Raw genomic sequence first — 15,761 nt, 5'->3', positions numbered from 1 at the left:
CCCTCCATTCACAGTGGGCCCGCCCGAAGGCGGCGGATTGCAGGGTCAAACCATCAGCGCACGCCGCGCTCGTAGGGCAGTCCAAGGGCCGCAGGCAGGCTCGACCGCCGGCCGAAGGCGACGAGCATGACCATGACGGCGAGGAACGGGATCATCTGGATCACGTCGGTCGGAATGTTCACGCCTGCCACCTGCAGCGCGGTCGTCAGCGCCAGGCACAGGCCGAAGACGAAGGCGCCGACGAGCACCCAGAGCGGCCGGCCGCGCGACAGCATCGCCAGCACGATGCCCAGGAAACCCGCGCCGTTGGTGATGAAGGGCACGAACAGGCCGGCGCCGACGTTGGCGAGATAGGCGCCGCCGAGGCCGGCGAGCGCGCCCGTGACCATCACCGCGAAGGCGCGGGTCCCCGTCACGTTGACGCCGGTCACGTCGAGGGCCGCCGGCTTGTCGCCCGCCGCCTGCAGATTGAGGCCGAGCTGGGTACGCCGGTAGACGAACGCCAGCACCGCCACCAGCGCCACGGCGAGATAGACGATCAGGTGGTGGCGGAAGAAAGCGGGGCCGAGCACTGGCAGATCGGACAGCACCGGGATGACGACCGGATGCGCCGCCGGCAGGCGCGGATAGGTGCGCGAGAACTGGAAATGGTGCAGCAGCGCCGTCAGCCCCTCGAACCCGAGCGTCAGGCCGATGCCGATGACGATCTGGTTGAGGCCGAACCGGACGCAGAGGATCACCATGATGAGCGCCACCGCCATGCCCCCGGCCATACCCGCGAGAAAGCCGAGCCACATGGACTCCGACAGCCAAGCCCCGAGGAAGCCGGTGTAGGCGCCGAAGATCATCATGCCTTCGATGCCGATGTTGAGGACGCCCGCCTTCTCCGACATCTGCTCGCCGAGGCCGGCGAGCAGCAGCGGCACGGCGGCGGTCACCGCCCCGAACAGGAGCGCCCCCAGGAAGACGCTGGAGAACAGGTCCGCCATGTCCTAGCTCCCCGCTCGCGACTTGAGGCGATGGTCGATGTACTCGGCGATCGCCAGCACGATCAGCACGATGGCGACCAGCACCAGGGTGAAGTCGTTGGGCACGCCCATGCGCCGGGCGGCGCTCTCGCCACCAATCGAGAGCACCGACAGCAGCCCCACGAAGGCGATCGCCGCGAAGCCGTTGAAGCGCGCCAGGAACACCATCGGGATGACCGTCAGCGCGTAGCCGGGATTCCAGTTGGCGCGAACGTTGCCCTGCACGCCCAGCACGTCGAGCGCGCCGCCCATGCCGCACAGCCCGGCCGAGAGCGCGAACACGGCCACCGTAAGGGCCGGTACGTCGAGGCCGGCATGGATTGCGGCGCGCGGGTTCGCCCCGACGATCCGAAGCTTCAGGCCAAAGGAGGTGCGCGTCATCATCAGGTGCACGGCGACGATCGCCACCAGCCCAGCGACCAGACCACCGGAAATGGTCGTGTCGAACAGGCGCGGGATCCGGTCGGCGACGGGCAGCGTGCGGGTCTGCGGCACGGTGGTCGCCGGGTCGAGGAAGATCAGCTTGACCAGCACGTTGGCGAGCGAGGCGCCGAGGAAGGTCATCATCAAGGTGGTGATGATCTCGTTGACGCCCTGGTAGGCCTTGAGCAGCGCCGGAACCAGTGACCAGACGACCGCGACCGCCGTCGCGATCACCATCGCCACGAGCAAGGTGGCCCAGGAGGGCATCACCTCAATCAGGAACGGCGCGGTCGCGGCGGCTGCGACCGCGCCGAGCAGGAACTGGCCGTCGCCGCCGAGATTCCAGATGCCGGCGCGGAAGGCGACGATCATCCCGGCAGCCAGCATCAGCAGCGGCGCCATCCGCGTCAGCGTCTGCTGTACGCCGGTCGGCGACAGCAGCCCGCGCTGGACGACGTAGGTGTAGTAGCGCAGCGGATCGACGCCGAGCGCCAGCAGCAGGAGACCCGCCAGCGCGAGCGCCATCACGACCGGTCCGATGGTCATCAGGAGCCGCTTGCCGAGCGGGCGGATCCAGTGCGGCCCGCCGGCCGGTGCATCGGTGTCCTGATCCGCGGAGAGGCTGCCCATGGTCATGCGTCGAGCCCGATCATCAGCCGCCCGACCTCGGTGCGGGCCTCGTCGCCGTAGTCCACGATGCCGGCGATCCGCCCTCGTTCCATGACAGCGATGCGGTCGCACAGACTGAGCAGCTCCTCCAGGTCGGTCGAGATCACCACCACCCCCTTGCCCTGGCGCGCGGCCTCCAGGATGCGCTGCCGGATCGCCAGCGTGTTGGCGAGATCGAGGCCGTAGGTCGGCTTGTTGTAGACGACGAGGCGCGCCCCTTCGGCGAGCTCGCGCGCCAGCACCACCTTCTGCACGTTGCCGCCGGAAAGCTGGCCGATAGCGGTGTTCCGGCTCGGGGTGCGGACGTCATAGTCCTTGATCAGCCGGTCGGCGTGGCCCTCGATGCGGGCGGTCTGCTCGATCGGGCCCTTCCAGAACGGCGGCTCGCCGATCTGCTTGACGAAGAAGTTGATGGCGACGGGAAACGACCCGACGGTCCCCTCGCCCAGCCGGTCGTCGGTCAGGTAGCGCAGCCCGAGCCGGCGTCGTGCCGACACGGCCAGCCCGGCGATCGGCTGTCCGTCGAACAGGATCTCGCCGGAACCATCCCGGCGCTGACCGGACAGGACCTCGGCCAACTGCTTCTGGCCGTTGCCGTCGATGCCGGCGATCCCGAACACCTCGCCCGGCCGCACGTCGAAGGAGATGCCGGACAGCGCCGGCGTGTTGGCGCCCGCCGGCAGCGACAGGCCGCGCACCGACAGCAGCGGCGCCACGTCGTCGGCGATCAGGCTGCGCGCCCGGCGTTCGGCCTCGGGATCGTCGCTGCGGATGCCGAACATCATCTCCACGATCTCGGCGATGAGGCTGTCCTCGTCCCGGCCCTGAACCCGCTCCGGCCCCAGTTCACCGACCTTGCGGCCGAGCTTCAGAACCGAGATGCGGTCGCCGAACGCGGTCGCCTCGCGCAGCTTGTGGGTGATGAAGACGACCGACAGGCCGCGCGCCACCAGGCGGCGCATGAGCGCGCCCAGTTCGTCGATGCCGGACGGCGTCAGCATCGAGGTGGATTCGTCGAGGATCAGGACCCGGCTGCCCCTGAGCAGCGCGCGAAGGATCTCCACCATCTGCTGCTCGCCCAGCGACAGGTCGCGGGCGAGCGCATCGAGATGGATGCGCATGCCGAGCTGGGTCGCCAGATCGTTGACCCGCTCCGCAAGCCGTTGCTTGCGGGGCCGCTGCCACCAGGGCGCGCCGAGCAGCAGGTTCTCCGCGACCGTGAGGGTCGGGACCAGCATGGCGTGCTGGAAGACCGTCCCGATTCCGAGCCCCAGGGCCTCCCGGGGCGATCCGATCGACCGCGTCGCGCCGTCGATCCGGATCTCCCCCTCGTCGGGATGCAGGAGCCCCGACAAAAGCGCGATCAGCGTCGACTTGCCGGCGCCGTTCTCGCCGAGCAGCACGTGCACCTCGCCCGGCCACAGGTCGAGATCGATGGAATCATTGGCGACGATGCCCGGAAACCGCTTCGTCACGCCCCTGAGCGAGACGATCGAGCGGTCATCCGAGACCGGATCTGCAGCTGGTTGAGCCGATGCGGACACGCGCACATCCGTTCCTTGAAAATCGCGGATGAAGGAGGGACGGCAACCGCCCCTCCCTCCCGACCGACGCGCGCTACTGCGCGACGTCGGTCATCAGGGCGCGCACATCCGTCGCCTCCCACACCGGGTCGACGGCGAGCTTGCCCGACACGATGTCCGCCTGAACGGCTTCCATCGCGGCCCAGGCGTCGGGGTCGGCCTGCGGCGTCTTCAGAAGGCGCACGGAACCGTCCTTGACGCCGATCGCGTAGTTCTTGGTGCCGTAGGTGCCGGCCTTCAGGTCGTCGATCATCGCGGTCACGACGGGCGTCATGTCCCAGATCACCGACGACAGCAGGTAGCCCTTGTCGATGGACGACTTGTCGCCGATGACGTCGATGAACAGCACCTTGCCGCCGTCAGCCGCCTTGGTGGTTTCGACCGCCTGGAGCATGCCGAAGCTGGAACCGTTGCCCTGGCCGAAGATGATGTCGGCACCGGCCGCGATCACGCTCTCGGTGACGCGCTTGCCGCCGGCCGCGTCGCTGTAGGCGGCGGGACCGATCACGGCATAGATCAACTTCGCGTCGGGATCCGTCGCCTTGACGCCCTGGGCGAAGGCGGCCGACTGGGCGTTCCAGGCCGGCGGCTCGCCGGACACCACGATGCCGATGGTCTTGGAGCGGCTCTGCTTGGCCGCCAGCACGCCCGCAAGGTAGGCGCCCTGGTGGCCGGACAGGGTGTAGTCGCCAATGAGGCCGGCCTTGCTCAAGCTCGGCGAGTCGACGATGGCAACCGGTACCTTGGTCTCCTCGGCGATTTCCGCGGCGGCAGTGTTGTAGCCGCTGGCGTGCGCGATCATCAGGTCCGCGCCGTCTTCGGCCAGCTCGCGCAGGGTCGGCCGCACGTCGCCGTAGCCGAGCCCCTGGGCGACGATGAGCTCGACACCAGCCGCGTCGGCAGCGGCCTGCGCAGCGTCGATGCCCTGCTGGTTCCAGCCGAAGTCGGTGCCCTCTTCCGGCGTCAGGATGGCGATCTTGTCCACCTCCGCCGCAAAGACCTGTGCCGTCAACGCACTCGCGAAGACCATCACACCTGCTGCAGTCATCAGTTGCTTTTTCATATTCCCCACTCCGCTCTGGACTTGATTGGCTTTCTGTGGAAGCTCTTTTAACGCAACGCAGAAACTCGCAGGCTACCCAGTGAATCCATCTTTAGTTGCTATGTCATGTGCAATTCTCTTGTTTCCTCATGCCGGCTACGCGGTCGAGTTGCACGAAATCGACGTGGACCGCGGAACCGGAAATCTTGAGAAGACGCTGCTGGAGATCGCGAATACGGGAGACAGCGAACTCTCCTGCACCGCAGAACTGGCGCACTGGTATTCCGAACCCGTCGCGACGATCGCCGCCGGATCGACCGCGGTCATCGACCTCTGGTTCGCCCCCCGGACCGGCACGTTTGCCCTCCTGAACCCGTCGGAGGACAACATGCCGGTCGAGAGGCTCTGGTGCGGGATCGCGGGCCGCGCATACGAGACCCGGGACGCCCTGCCGCTCCATCCGGACGCGGCCGGACCGCGGCGCATCGCCTGCGCCGCGTCGGAAGATCGGGTCGTCTGCGAGTAGGCCCGCATGGCGCGCCGCTACTTGCCGGACTTCTTGGCGACCAGCGCCTTGAGCGTGTCGTACTCCTTCTCGACCGCCGGATCGGCCTTGACCAGCTCGTCGGCAAGCTTGGCAAACTCGGCGTTCATCTTGGCCTGCTGATCGGCGGGAAGCTCATTGATGACGCCGCCGTTCTCGGTCCAGATCCTGTAGGTCTTCTCGACGTTCTCAACGCCCCAGGGGAACACCTTCTCCTCGGCCGCGCGGCCGGCCTCGACGATCGCCTTCTGCACGTCCTCCGGCTGCGACTGGAACCAGTCCTCGTTGACCACCGTGACCGAGACGATCTCCGCGAAGCGCAGGTCGGTGATGTTCTTGCCGACGTCGTAGTACTTGAAGGCGGTGAGGATCGGCATGCCGACCAGAAGGCCGTCGAGACCGCCGCTCTGCAGCTGCGGCACCACTTCGGAGAGCGCCAGCGGCAGCGGGATCGCCCCGAGCTGCTCCATCGGCTTCACCTGCATGGGCGAGGCGAAGGTGCGGATCTTCAGCCCCTGAAAGGCATCGAGATCGGTGACCGGCTTCATGGTGAAGACCACGGTCGGGCTGTTGTAGATCGCCCCGATGACGCGCAGTCCCTTGTCCAGGAACATCGTCTCCATGTGATCCCGGTACTCCGGGTCGTGGATCGCGGCGTCGACGTCCTGAGGCGTCTTGAAGAGGCCCGGCACATCGAACGCCTGGAAGCGCGGATCGACGTTGGTCATGAACGAGGTCGGCGTCGTGAACGCCTCGATGGTGCCGAGCAGAACGCCCTCCGACATGCGCGGGATCGGACCCAGCTGGCTCGCCGGATAGATCTCGGTCTTCACCTTGTCACCCACCCGCGCGGCCAGTTCCTCGACGAACACCTTCTGCCACTCGTGCTGAACGTCGTTGATGGTCGCCGAGGCGAGCTTCATCGTCGTCTGGGCGGCGGCCGGCATCACGGTTGCGGAAAGAGCGAACAGTGCGAAGGCACCGCCCAGGAGTGCCGTTCCGGCTTTTGTCTTCAACATGGATCGAAGTCCCTCTGGCTTGTTTGTTAGCGACCACCGAGTGCCAGCGAGATGGCCGGCACGTAGGTGATGACGAGAAGCGCGGCGACCTGGACGGCGACGAACGGCCAGACGCCCCGGTAGAGCTGGTGGGCAGGAACCCCGGTCACGGATTGCGCCACGAACAGGTTCAGCCCGAACGGCGGGGTGAACATTCCGATGGCGAGGTTGACGCTCATCACCACACCGAAGTGGATCGGATCGATGCCGAGCGACACGGCGATGGGGACCAGCAACGGTGCCAGCACGAGGATCGCCGAGGTCGGATCGAGCACGCAGCCGATGAGCAGCAGCAGGGCGTTCACGCACAGCAGGAACTGCGCGCCGGACATGTCGAGCGCCTGGATCGATGCGATGATCGCCTGGGGCACCCCCTGGGTGGTGAGCAGCCAGGTGATGACGCCGGCGGTGGCCACGATGATCAGGATCTTCGCCGAGAGGATCGCCGATTCCGATGCGGCGCGAACGATGTCGCCCCAGCTCATCGACCGGTAGACGAACCGCGCCACCAGCATGGCGTAGAAGGCGGCGACGCCGCCGGCTTCCGTCGGCGAGAACCAGCCGCCGTAAATGCCGCCGAGCACCACCACCGGCATCAGCACACCCCAGGCGGCCGCCTTCGTCGTGCGCACGACGGTGGCGACGTCGAAGCCGCCGGTGCGGGGAATGCCGGCCCGGATCGCGACGATCACGATGTAGCTCGCCATGGCGGCGGCGATCAGCAGGCCCGGCAGGATGCCGGCCATGAACAGCTTCGGGATCGACTGTTCGGCCGCCAGGCCATAGAGGATCAGCGCGATGGACGGCGGGATGACGATGTCGATCGCGCCGGACGCCGCGAGCAGGCCGCCGGAACGTTCGCGGCCGTAGCCCGACGCGATCAGCTTGGGATAGAGCGTCTTGCCCAGCGCCGCGACGGCCGCAACGCTGGAGCCCGAGATCGCACCCAGCATCGCCGAAGCGCCGATGGTCGCCACGCCCAGACTGCCGGGCACCCGGCCCGTCAGCGCCAGCACCCAGTCGATCAGACGGCGGGCGATGCCGCTCTTGCCCATCAGTTCGCCGGCAAACACGAAGAACGGCACCGCCAGGAGGGCATAGTTGTCGAGGCCGCCGAAGATCACCTGCTGGAGCACCAGCGGCGGCAGCGGCAGCACGAACGCGAGGGTGGCCGCGGCGGCGGCGAGAAACACCAGGAACACCGGCAGGCCGATCGCCAGCAGCACGACGGGAAGGACGGCAAGCGTCAGGATCATCGGACACGCTCCGCCTTGCCCGGCGCATCCGCACCGGTGAGGAGCAGGAACCCGTCGCGCAGCAGGTAGACGAACGAGATGACGGCCATCGCCCCGAAGCCGAACAGCAGGATCCCGTGCGGGATCGTCATCGGCACACCGAGCGTCATGCTGGTCGTTCCGATCTTGGTAAGCCGGCTAACATAGCTCCAGGAAGCAAGACCGGCGTAGGTGGCGGTAGCCAGCGTGACGGCGTCGTGGATGATGAAGATCACCCGTCTGAAGCGAGGATGCGCGTAGGTGGGCAGCAGATCGATCGCGATGTGGGTGCGGCGGGCCAGCGCCAGCACGGCGCCGATGACGACGACGAAGACCATGGAAAACACCATGACCTCGTCGGTGCCGGTCAGCGACGTGCGAAACAGGTAGCGTCCGGCGGCATTGGCCACGTTGATGAGCACGACGGCGATCAGGACGAGGCCGAGCAGCGTCTCCAGCGCGGAGCCGATGGCGCGGCCGCCGGCGGCCAGCGGCCGCCCATCCACCCCACGCTCGCTCTCGGCGGCGGGCACCGGCATCGCCTCAGCCCCTCCCCTCGAGAATGCGGCGGACGGCGATCAGCTTGCCGGCGCGTTCGGCCTGGAGCGCGGCGATCTTCTCGGGCGTGTAGGCATAGATGCCCTCGCCCGATTTCAGGCCCAGCTTGCCCTCGCCCGTCTTCGCCTCGACCAGGGGCGCAATGTCCGCCCGGTCGCACAGATCGGCGTTGAGGAACGAGGAGACGGAGCGGTAGATGTCGAGGCCGGCCATATCGAGAAGCGCCATCGGCCCGACGACCGCGAGCTTGTATCCGATGCCCCAGGACACGCAGATGTCGGCGTCTTCGGGTTCGATGACCCCGCGCTCGACCAGGTCGACGACCTCGCGCAGCAGCGCGTAGAGCACCCGGTTCTCGACGAAGCCCGGAACGTCCTTCTTCACCACCACCGGCAGCAGGCCGAGTGAACGGATGAGAGCGCGGATGGTGGCGACCGTCTCCGGCGCGGTCTGCTCGCCGGCGATCACCTCGATCATCGGGATGATGTGCGGCGGGTTCGACCAGTGCATGCCGACGAAGCGCGCCGGATGGGAGATGTGCGCCTGGAGGGTGGTGATCGGAATGCCCGAGGTGTCGGATGCGACGATCACGTCGGGTCCGACCAGTCCATCGATCTCGGCATAGACGGAGGCCTTGATGGCGCTGTCCTCGGGCACGTTCTCGATGACGAGTTCCGCGCCCTCGACGGCTTCGGCGATGGAGGCCACAAAGCGGATCTCGCCGGCGCCCTCGGCCGGGACCTCGATGCCGAGGCGGTCGAGCACGGATTCGGCGACGGTCACCGCCGCCTGCGCGCGTGCGACCGCCGCCGGAGAGGCGTCGCAGGCAACGACGTCCAGTCCGCCGCGCGACAACCGCGCGGCGATGCCCGGACCCATCGTCCCCAGACCGATGAGGGCGATGCGCTTCATGCTACGCGGCCGCCGCGATCGTGCTCTGACGCTCGCCGAGGGCGACCTGGAAGCCCTCGCGCGCCACCAGGCCTGCCAGCCACTTGTCGAGGTTCGGTGTCGCCTTGCGCTCGATGTCGAAGCCCATGCACCGCTTCAGCACCGGCGCCAGCGCGATGTCGGCGATGGTCAGCTTGCCGAGCGCAAAGAACGCCTTGCCGGCAAGGTGCGCGTCGGCGATGGCGAGCAGGCCGTCCATTTCCTTGGCGGCCGCGGCAAAGGCGCCGGTGCGCTCCTCGGCCGGCAGCTTGGTCTCCTTGAACAGCGTCAGGTAGGGCGCGTTCACCGAGGCGAGCACCCAGTCCATCCAGCGCTCGACTTCCGTGCAGTCTGCCGGCGTGGCCCCGGTCAGAGCGGCGCCGCGCGTCGCTGCCAGGTAACGCAGGATGGTGTTCGATTCCCAGATCGAGGTGTCGCCGTCGATGAGCGTCGGCACCTTGGCGTTCGGGTTGAGCGCCAGGTAGTCGGCGGTCTGGGTGTTGTTGAACTGGCGGCCGTAGTCCTCGCGGACATAGGCGGCGCCGAGTTCTTCGAGCATCCAGATGACCTTCTGGACGTTGCCGGACGTCTGGCGGCCGAGAAGCTTGATGGTTTCCATTGGTTCAGACCGTTTTTTCGAGGGAACTGCCCGCCGCAGAAGCCGACGGGGAGCGGGTGAGGCTGAGGAGGAAGACGACCGCGCCAATCACGTTGGCAGCGATCGCCCAAAGCCCCAGCGACGGGGGGAAAAGGAGCGCGAGCCCGCACAGGCCCACGACGATGCGCGCGCCTGCACCGAGGCGCGCCCGGCCGTAGCCGGCAAACGCGACCGAGACGGCGGCGATGCCGAGGAAGGCCGTGGCGGCAGACAGGGCCGCGCCCCACTGCGTCCCGCCGAGCAGCAGCTCGGGGGAAAAGGCGAAGAGGAACGGAATGATGTAGGCGACCCAGGCGAGCCTGATGCCCTCGAAGCTGGTGCGCCAGGGATCGGCGTCGGCAAGCCGCGCAGCAGTGATCGAGGCCAGCGCAACCGGCGGCGTCAGCATCGACAGCATGCCGTAATAGAGGATGAAGAGATGCGCCTGGATCGGCTGTAGCCCGGCCTGCTCGAGCGCCGGGGCCAGCACCGTCGCCAGCACCACGTAGACGGCGACCGTGGGCATCCCCATCCCGAACACGATGGCGACAAGCGCCACCAGGACGAGCAGCAGCATCTTGTTGCCGCCGCTGGCCGCGATGGCGTCGGCCGCAACGGAGAAGCCGAGGCCGGTGAGGCTGACGAGGCCGATGATGAGGCCCGCTGCCGCGGTCAGCACCAGCAGCGGCGCGGCGGCGCGGCCGGTATCGACGACGCTGGCGATGATCGCGCGCGGACCGATGCGGTTTCCCTCGAACGGCAGGATCGCGCCCACGACCACGAGGGTGGCCACCGCCACCAGCGCCGCAAACTCGGGACGCGTCTGGTTCATGAACAAGGTGACGAACAGGGCAACGAAGGGCAGCAGGAAATGGGCGCCGTGCCGAGCGACGGTGCGCAGATCCGGCCGATCGGCGACGGGCATCCCGTGCAGCCCGTCGCGCGCCGCGATGCGGTCGATCTGCAGGAAGATCGCCGCGAAATAGAGGATCGCTGGCAGGGCCGCAGCGACGACGATGTGCCAGTACGGGACCTGCAGGAAATCGGCCATGACGAAGGCAGCCGCTCCCATCACCGGCGGCAGAAGCTGGCCGCCGGTCGATGCGGCGGCCTCGACGGCGCCCGCAAACGCGCCCGTCATGCCGCTGCGCTTGATGAGCGGGATCGTCACGATGCCGGTGCCAACCACGTTGGAGACGGCGTTGCCGGAAATGGTGCCGAAGGTCGCCGAGGCGCCGACGGCCGCCTTGGCGCTGCCGCCGCGGTAGCCGCCGAACGCGGCGAGACAGAGCTTGGTGAGGAACTCGCCGCCACCGGAATGGCGCAGCAACTCGCCGAAGAGGACGTACGGCACGACGATCTGCACTGCGACGTGCAGCGGCAGGCCGAGCAGCGCATTCGGATCCATCAGCAGATAGATGGACAGGAAGTCGAAGCCCATGGTGGGAATGCCGAGGCGGTCGCCGAACAGCGCCGCGGCCACGAAGGCGATGACGATGAGGGCGAGCACCAGCCCGATCGTCCGCCAGACGAGAAACAGCAGGCCCGCCAGAAGCACCGTCGACGCCGCGACGAGCCAGGTGGGCCGCATCATCGCGGTGACCGTGAGCGTCGGGTAACGGACTGCAATCACGACCATGATAGCAAACAGTAAGGCCCCCAGCCCCAGCAGCGGCCAGCGCAGCCACGGCTTGGACGACCGGGACAGCACGTCGGCGGCAATCAGCATCGACAGGCCTGCGGCGAGCGCCAGGGGCTGCTCGTCGTAGACCGTCATGCCGAGCCGGATGTGCAGGTCGAGCACCCAGGCGAGCGCCAGCAGGACGAGCACCGCGCCGGCCACGATCGTGATCGGGCCACCGGCCCTCTCGGTCGGGTCGTCCAGTCTCGCATCACCCGCCTGGGTCATCGGAAACGGTTCCCGCCTCGACCTAGCCGCGCCGGGCTATTTGGAGCCGAAGACAGCTGCGGCGGCAGGCGCACGCGGCAGGCTCGGATAGTTCCGCGCCAGGTTTTCAGCCGAGATGGCTCCCAGCAGCTTGTTGGCCTTGGCGACGTCCGGCCCCTTGTCGCGCAGCATCGTCGAGACCGCCTCCACGGTGGCATCGGGCACATCGGCATTCACGGCCAGCACGTAGTCGTAGGCCATGGTCTGGATCGGGCTGGGCACGCCTACGACCTTGCCGTCGGCAGCCACGTCGACGAGGTAGGCCTCTGGCGCCACCGCCTGCATCCGCTCCACCGCTTCCTTGGAGCCGTCGTAGGGCAGCCAGCGGATGCCGCCGAGGGCGGAATCGGCTTCGACCACCTTTCCGGCCCGCAGCGCGAACAGGGTCGCGTCGACGGTGCCGGATGTCAGCGCCTGGACGCCATTGCCGACGCTGGCCACCGGAACCTGCACCACATCGTCAGGGGTAAGGCCCCCGTTCGCCAGCGATCCGACGATGTAGGGCTGCAGGCTCGCCTGGGCGGGCATGCCCCAGGCGACGCGCTTGCCCTTGAGGTCGGCGATCGTCTCGATGCCGGAATCGGCCGCCACCATCAGCCCGACCGGGCTCGGAAACAGCGCCGCGACGAAGCGCAGGTTCTTCTGGGGATTGCCCTCGAACGGGCCGGTGCCGCGCACCGCGTCGCCGAAGTCCGGCGTGACCACGGCGGCGATGTCGAGACGTCCCTCGTTGACCAGCGGCAGATAGGCCGTCGGACCGCCGAACGCCTGCACCGTCACGTCCAGGTCGGTGTTGTCGCCGATCGCCTGGGCGAGCGCCGCGTTGACGCCGTAGTTTTGCGACCCCTGCTGGCCGGCGCCGAAGCGAAGCTTTCCCGACTGGGCGTGGGCGGCGGTGGCGAGACCCGCCACCAGCACGGTCGCGACGAAGGTTCGGGCGAGTGCAATCTTCGACATCGTTCAGTCCCCTCAATGAAGAAGTCGGAAACGCGCGCCCTCCCCGGCGCGCGCCAGGCTGTAGCCGCTACCCCTTTGTCGGCAGCGGCTTGTAGGCGATCGCGTCCATCTCGATGCGGGTGGAGATCACCGCGCGCGCCTCGATGGTGGTCCGCGCCAGGACGGCGTCCTTGAAATGCTGGGTGAAGACCTTGTTGTAGCGGCCGAAATCCCGCGGGTCGTCGAGGTAGGTGGTCACCCGGACGACGTCCTCAAGCGTTGCGCCCTCCTCCGCCAGGATCCGCTCGATCGACTGGATCGTGCCGGCCGTCTCCTCCTCGATGGTGCCGCACAGCATGTTGCCGTCAGCATCCTTGGAGACCTGGCCGGAGATGAAGATGAAGTCGCCGGCGCGCACGCCCGGATGGAACGGCAGGTTCGGATTCTTCTTGCCGATGGCGTAGTGGGCGTCGGACTTGCGGGCGGTATCGGACATCGGAGTTCCTCAGAATGCGGTCGTTTCGATGATGTCGACGCCCCGCACCCGGTCGATCAGGTAGATCAGGCCGCGGTCGTCGATGGTCACGTCGTTGGAAGAGGCACGGTCCGCTCCCTCCGGCGCGTCCGGCAGGAAGTGGCCGACCTCCTTCGGGTGGAACGGATCGGCGATGTCCACCAGGCGCAGGCCTTGCGCGAACCAGGCGAACGGGATCACCGAACCGGAGAACCGCTCGGACGGCTGGTGGCAGCCGGTCATCGGCGGCTGCGGCGCCCCGTCCGGGTCGATGCCCGGGACCTGGAAGGTCGAGATCGAGAGCGGATTGGTTTCGTCGGTGATGTCGTAGATCCATGCAAACGATGGCGCGTGCGGCCGCAGCTTGGCGACGTCCTCGTCCGCCACCACCATGATCTTGCGCCCCATCAGGGGCTGCGGGATCGGCAGGCAGGTGTGGGTCGGGTGCGGGAACGACGGGCTGGTGTTGACGTGGGCGATGGCCCGCGGCCGCGACATGTCGGAAATGTCGAGGATGAACATGCCGTGGTGCCAGTAGCTGACGTAGAGCCGGTCGCCCATCCGCAGCGGATGGTGGCAGCGCGGCGACACGTAGTTGTCCCACGGGTAGACCTCGCCGCCTCCGACGTTCTGGCCAGGGATCCACCAGCGACCCACCTCGACCGGGTTCTCCGGATCGATCAGGTCCAGGATCATGACGATGTTGCCGACGAACCCCTCGGCCGTCGGCGAGATGTAGGCGTAGCGACCGTCGAAGTCGTAGCGGTGCACGCCCTTGCCGCCGGTCAACCACTTCGAGATCTGGCGCGGATTGGCCGGATCGGTGGTGTCGTAGATGGCGAGACCGCCGCCGAACTCGGCCGGCCCCTCCTGGCCGAAGCGCTCGTGGTTGATGATCATCAGGCCGTTCTGGGCCCGCACCTTGTGCGAATGCCAGCCGGGCGGAACCGGGATCGTGGTGATTTTGCGCGGGTTGCGGGGGTCGGAGATGTCGACGAGCGTCGTGCCGCTCGGCGGCCGCATGTGGCCGATGTAGAGAATGTCGCCGTCGACCCACACCTGGCCGCCGCCGGCGCAGTCGACGTGTGCAACGTGCTTCGTGTTCGATGCGGAAACCAAAGGACGCAACCTTCCTGCCCGGGTGATCGGACACCCGCCGTGGAACGGCCCCGCACGCGCGATGCGGAGCCCAATGGAACTGGACCCTGGCGGCCGTCAGCCGAGGCGCAGGAGATCGCCCGCCTGGTTGCGGCCCCAACGCTTGTAGAGCGACAGCTTGCGCTGGGTCGGGGCGTCGGTGGCGCCGAAGAAGATCACCGGCTCGCTCGACGAGGCGTTGACGTGCTCAACCCAGCACCCGCCGGGCACGGCAAGGGTGTCGAACTGGTCCCAGTCGTAGCGCTCGCCGTCGATGATCGAGTGGCCCTTGCCGCGGAACGGGGCGAGCAGCAGGCTCGCGGTCTCCCGCTGGGGCAGCGTCTTCTCGCCGGGACGCAGCATCTGCACGTAGAAATTGATCGTGTGGAAGACCGGTCCGCCGGTGGTCGGATCGGTGTAGTCGATGACGATGCCCTCGTGCGGATCGCCGTCCCAGTCCTTGTGGGCGTCGAGGACCGCCTGCATCGCCTCCCAGCGATAGACCCACATGGGCGACGAGAGCCCGCCACCGCGCTTGTGATCGACGAAGCGCGGCTGCATGCCGCCGGCCCCATAAATGCTCTGGGAATAGTCAGACGGGTAGCGCGCGGTCTGGACTTTCTTCTCGACCTCCTTGCCGTCGACCATCTCGGTGTAGCGGTGGTCGAAGTGGACGGCGTGAAGCGTCTCGACCAGCGGCAGGTCGAGGACCGAGAGGTTGACCGCCTGCTCGCCACCGACCGTGCCGTGGTTGTGCCACGCATCGTTCGGGGTGAGCACCATGTCGCCCGGCCCGAAGGTGATGTCCTCACCCTCCACGCCGGTGAAGTTGCCCTCGCCGGTCAGGCCGAAGCGGATGGCGCTCGGCGAGTGCTTGTGGGGCGGCATGATCTCGTCCGGATCGTTGAGCCGGTAGGCGGTGTACATGGTCGACACGGACGCGCGCTTCGGCGACAGGCCCGGGTTCACCAGGATGAGCGAGCGGCGCTCGCTGTCGTCCATGGAGACCAGCTGGGCGGCGCGCTGCAGCAGCGGCTCGATGTCTGTGTACTTCCAGACGTACGGCACCGCCTTGGCGGTGGCCATCAGCTGCTTCACCTCGTCGTGGTCGACGCCTTCGGTCGTCGCCCAGAAGGGGAACATGCTCCCCTTGTGGATGTCGTCGTACAGACCGTCCAGAGCGGCCTTCTTGTTGGAGAGAAGTTCGGCCTGTGCGGATACGGCTGACATGATGCGCGTCCTCGAAATGGAACTCGATTTATCCTGACCAGCTCAACCGTACCACTATGGTTGAGACGGTCAATACGGTGGTTGAGATGAATCTGTCATCTTTCCGCATAAAGTTTCGGCACAACAGCGCGATCCGACGCCATCGCATGTCGCGAGATAATTACATATAAAACAATGACTTATTGAATTTTCAGACGCCAGGCATCACGCTGAGGCCGCCCAGCAAGGCGGCACGCGACCAAAGACCAAC

15 protein-coding genes are annotated in these 15,761 nt (G+C 67.4%); 1 reads left to right on the top strand and 14 read right to left on the bottom strand.

Annotation, left to right across the window (positions count from 1 at the left end; translation table 11 throughout):
* Positions 1-53 precede the first annotated feature (53 nt).
* From ACSSVZ_RS14890 to ACSSVZ_RS14875, 4 genes are all read right to left on the bottom strand, one after another.
* Positions 54-989, bottom strand: a complete 936-nt coding sequence (locus ACSSVZ_RS14890; protein ID WP_453971232.1) for a putative B6 ABC transporter permease subunit 1 — start codon at positions 987-989, stop codon at positions 54-56.
* A gap of 3 nt (positions 990-992) precedes the next feature.
* Positions 993-2,081 (bottom strand): putative B6 ABC transporter permease subunit 2, encoded by a 1,089-nt coding sequence (locus tag ACSSVZ_RS14885; RefSeq protein WP_453971411.1) that lies wholly within the window; start codon positions 2,079-2,081, stop codon positions 993-995.
* A gap of 2 nt (positions 2,082-2,083) precedes the next feature.
* Entirely contained in the window at positions 2,084-3,664 is a 1,581-nt protein-coding gene (locus ACSSVZ_RS14880; protein WP_453971231.1) for a putative B6 ABC transporter ATP-binding protein, read from the bottom strand.
* Positions 3,665-3,737: 73 nt separating this feature from the next.
* Positions 3,738-4,751 carry a putative B6 ABC transporter substrate-binding protein gene (locus tag ACSSVZ_RS14875; RefSeq protein ID WP_453971229.1) on the bottom strand — a complete coding sequence of 338 codons (1,014 nt, stop codon included), beginning with the start codon at positions 4,749-4,751 and terminating at the stop codon, positions 3,738-3,740.
* A gap of 178 nt (positions 4,752-4,929) precedes the next feature.
* On the opposite strand from ACSSVZ_RS14875, the gene ACSSVZ_RS14870 reads away from it, so the two are divergent.
* Entirely contained in the window at positions 4,930-5,271 is a 342-nt protein-coding gene (locus ACSSVZ_RS14870) for a hypothetical protein (RefSeq protein ID WP_453971227.1), read from the top strand.
* Positions 5,272-5,288: 17 nt separating this feature from the next.
* On the opposite strand, the gene ACSSVZ_RS14865 is transcribed toward ACSSVZ_RS14870, so the two are convergent.
* The 10 genes from ACSSVZ_RS14865 to ACSSVZ_RS14820 all read right to left on the bottom strand — a co-directional run bounded on the left by ACSSVZ_RS14865 (position 5,289) and on the right by ACSSVZ_RS14820 (position 15,511).
* Entirely contained in the window at positions 5,289-6,308 is a 1,020-nt protein-coding gene (locus ACSSVZ_RS14865) for a TRAP transporter substrate-binding protein (RefSeq protein WP_453971225.1), read from the bottom strand.
* Positions 6,309-6,334: 26 nt separating this feature from the next.
* Positions 6,335-7,603, bottom strand: coding sequence for a TRAP transporter large permease (locus ACSSVZ_RS14860; protein WP_453971223.1), 1,269 nt, complete (start codon positions 7,601-7,603; stop codon positions 6,335-6,337).
* On the bottom strand, positions 7,600-8,160 hold the full coding sequence (locus ACSSVZ_RS14855) for a TRAP transporter small permease (protein ID WP_453971221.1): 561 nt from the start codon (positions 8,158-8,160) through the stop codon (positions 7,600-7,602). Before ACSSVZ_RS14855 ends, ACSSVZ_RS14860 begins: the two co-directional genes overlap by 4 nt.
* A 4-nt stretch (positions 8,161-8,164) precedes the next feature.
* A complete protein-coding gene (gene fhmpcd1, locus ACSSVZ_RS14850) occupies positions 8,165-9,091 on the bottom strand; it encodes a 5-formyl-3-hydroxy-2-methylpyridine 4-carboxylate 5-dehydrogenase (RefSeq protein ID WP_453971220.1) in 927 nt (308 codons plus the stop codon).
* A 1-nt stretch (position 9,092) separates the two neighbouring features.
* Complete coding sequence (locus ACSSVZ_RS14845; protein WP_453971218.1) at positions 9,093-9,728, bottom strand: glutathione S-transferase family protein; 636 nt, start codon at positions 9,726-9,728, stop codon at positions 9,093-9,095.
* A 4-nt stretch (positions 9,729-9,732) separates the two neighbouring features.
* Positions 9,733-11,655: a TRAP transporter permease gene (locus ACSSVZ_RS14840; protein WP_453971216.1), complete on the bottom strand. Its 1,923-nt coding sequence runs from the start codon at positions 11,653-11,655 to the stop codon at positions 9,733-9,735.
* A gap of 36 nt (positions 11,656-11,691) precedes the next feature.
* Positions 11,692-12,651 carry a TAXI family TRAP transporter solute-binding subunit gene (locus ACSSVZ_RS14835; RefSeq protein WP_453971214.1) on the bottom strand — a complete coding sequence of 320 codons (960 nt, stop codon included), beginning with the start codon at positions 12,649-12,651 and terminating at the stop codon, positions 11,692-11,694.
* Between the two features lie 67 nt (positions 12,652-12,718).
* Positions 12,719-13,126 (bottom strand): RidA family protein, encoded by a 408-nt coding sequence (locus ACSSVZ_RS14830; RefSeq protein WP_453971212.1) that lies wholly within the window; start codon positions 13,124-13,126, stop codon positions 12,719-12,721.
* Positions 13,127-13,135: 9 nt separating this feature from the next.
* A complete protein-coding gene (locus ACSSVZ_RS14825; protein WP_453971210.1) occupies positions 13,136-14,263 on the bottom strand; it encodes an LVIVD repeat-containing protein in 1,128 nt (375 codons plus the stop codon).
* 96 nt (positions 14,264-14,359) lie between these two features.
* Positions 14,360-15,511 (bottom strand): cupin domain-containing protein, encoded by a 1,152-nt coding sequence (locus tag ACSSVZ_RS14820; RefSeq protein WP_453971209.1) that lies wholly within the window; start codon positions 15,509-15,511, stop codon positions 14,360-14,362.
* Positions 15,512-15,761: the final 250 nt, after the last annotated feature.

It is taken from the genome of Amorphus sp. MBR-141 (assembly GCF_053628695.1).
Note: the sequence above shows the minus strand (reverse complement) of the source record. Positions and strands in the feature narration are given on the sequence as shown.

What these genes read in the sequence shown, in the direction of transcription:
- ACSSVZ_RS14845 (WP_453971218.1), bottom strand. Translation starts at nt 9,728, where the DNA reads ATGGAAACCATCAAGCTTCTCGGCCGCCAGACGTCCGGCAACGTCCAG.
- ACSSVZ_RS14875 (WP_453971229.1), bottom strand. Translation starts at nt 4,751, where the DNA reads ATGACTGCAGCAGGTGTGATGGTCTTCGCGAGTGCGTTGACGGCACAG.
- ACSSVZ_RS14865 (WP_453971225.1), bottom strand. Translation starts at nt 6,308, where the DNA reads ATGTTGAAGACAAAAGCCGGAACGGCACTCCTGGGCGGTGCCTTCGCA.
- ACSSVZ_RS14885 (WP_453971411.1), bottom strand. Translation starts at nt 2,081, where the DNA reads ATGGGCAGCCTCTCCGCGGATCAGGACACCGATGCACCGGCCGGCGGG.
- ACSSVZ_RS14890 (WP_453971232.1), bottom strand. Translation starts at nt 989, where the DNA reads ATGGCGGACCTGTTCTCCAGCGTCTTCCTGGGGGCGCTCCTGTTCGGG.
- ACSSVZ_RS14830 (WP_453971212.1), bottom strand. Translation starts at nt 13,126, where the DNA reads ATGTCCGATACCGCCCGCAAGTCCGACGCCCACTACGCCATCGGCAAG.
- ACSSVZ_RS14820 (WP_453971209.1), bottom strand. Translation starts at nt 15,511, where the DNA reads ATGTCAGCCGTATCCGCACAGGCCGAACTTCTCTCCAACAAGAAGGCC.
- fhmpcd1 (WP_453971220.1), bottom strand. Translation starts at nt 9,091, where the DNA reads ATGAAGCGCATCGCCCTCATCGGTCTGGGGACGATGGGTCCGGGCATC.
- ACSSVZ_RS14855 (WP_453971221.1), bottom strand. Translation starts at nt 8,160, where the DNA reads ATGCCGGTGCCCGCCGCCGAGAGCGAGCGTGGGGTGGATGGGCGGCCG.
- ACSSVZ_RS14860 (WP_453971223.1), bottom strand. Translation starts at nt 7,603, where the DNA reads ATGATCCTGACGCTTGCCGTCCTTCCCGTCGTGCTGCTGGCGATCGGC.
- ACSSVZ_RS14835 (WP_453971214.1), bottom strand. Translation starts at nt 12,651, where the DNA reads ATGTCGAAGATTGCACTCGCCCGAACCTTCGTCGCGACCGTGCTGGTG.
- ACSSVZ_RS14840 (WP_453971216.1), bottom strand. Translation starts at nt 11,655, where the DNA reads ATGACCCAGGCGGGTGATGCGAGACTGGACGACCCGACCGAGAGGGCC.